1 protein-coding gene is annotated in these 1378 nt (G+C 67.1%); it reads left to right on the top strand.

Annotation, left to right across the window (positions count from 1 at the left end; all coding sequences use genetic code 11):
* Positions 1–1294 (top strand): NAD-glutamate dehydrogenase domain-containing protein (locus B4F07_RS00275; RefSeq protein ID WP_293704319.1); only part of this gene is annotated, 1294 nt, incomplete at its 5' end.
* Positions 1295–1378: the final 84 nt, after the last annotated feature.

Genomic DNA, 1378 nt, shown 5'->3' with positions numbered 1-1378 from the left:
CGAGGTCAATATCAAGATCGCGCTCAACCGCGAAATGACCGAAGGCCGCCTCGCGCAAGACGCGCGCGACGCGCTGCTGGTACGGATGACCGACGATGTCGCCGAACTGGTGCTCGAGGATAACCGCCTTCAGGCGCTCGCGCTCTCGATCGCCGAAAAGGGCGGATCGGCGGCGGTCGCCTCCTATGTCCGGTTGATGGAGACGTTCGAGGCGTCGGGCCGCCTTGACCGCAAGGTCGAAGGGTTGGCGGCGAACGACGAACTACTGCGCCGCGCCGCCGAAGGGCGCGGGCTGACCCGTCCCGAACTCGCGGTGCTGCTGTCGACCGCGAAGCTGGCGTTGCAGGAAGCGATCGAGAACAGCAGCCTGCCCGACGATCCGGCGCTGGGCAGCGACCTTGCCGCGGCGTTCCCGTCCGAAATGCAGCGCGATTTCGCCGCAGCGATCGCCGATCATCAGCTGCGCCGCGAAATCATCGCGACCAAGATCGCCAACCGGATCATCAACCGCATGGGCATCGTCCATCCGTTCGAACTGGTCGAGGAAGAAGGCTGCGCGCTCGGCGACATCGCCGCGGCGTTTGTCGCGGTCGAGCGCCTGCTCGACATGCCCGCGATCTGGACTGCGCTGGATGATGCCAAAATCGCCGAAAGCGTGCGTTTGTCGCTGTTTGCGCAAGCGGCGTCGGCGATGACCTCACAAATGGCCGATCTGCTGCGCGTGACGCAGACCTTGTCGCAGGCGGGGCCGGTGGTTGCGCGGCTTGAGCCGGGGGTCGATCGCTTGAACGCCAGCGTCGACGGGCTGCTCAGCCCCTCGGTCAAGCGCCAGTGGGACATGCTGACCCAGCAATTGCTCGACGCGGGCGCGCCCGAGCCGCTGACCGCGGCGGTCGTGCGGCTGTTCAAGACCGACGGCGCGATCGGCATCGTCGATTTGGCCGAACGGCGCGGCGATGATGAGGTGGCGGTGACCAGCGCATTCACCCATCTGGGCGAGGCGCTCGGGCTCGACTGGGCGCAGACGCTGGCGGCGCATATGAGCCCCGGCGATCCGTGGGAACGCCTGCTGGTCAACAGCCTGGCGCGCGATTTCCAGCAGATGCGGCTGACTTTCCTGGCCGGTTTGCCCAAGGGCGATCTGGATGCGGCGGTGACCAAATGGCTCGCCGATCATGCGCCGCGCGTTGCGCAGTTCCGGGCGACGGTCGAGCGCGCGCGGAAGATCCCGAACCCGAACGGCGCGATGTTGTCGCACATCGCCGGGCAGGCGCGCGGGTTGTTGGGGCGGTAACCGACCATCCCCTCCCCTTCAGGGAGGGGCAGTGAGACTTGGCCCGGCTCTTGTCGGTCCTTAGTCGAGCGGGGTGGGGTCCAT

This window comes from Sphingopyxis sp. UBA6723, assembly GCF_002454115.1.
Taxonomy (GTDB): domain Bacteria; phylum Pseudomonadota; class Alphaproteobacteria; order Sphingomonadales; family Sphingomonadaceae; genus Sphingopyxis.
Note: the sequence above shows the minus strand (reverse complement) of the source record. Positions and strands in the feature narration are given on the sequence as shown.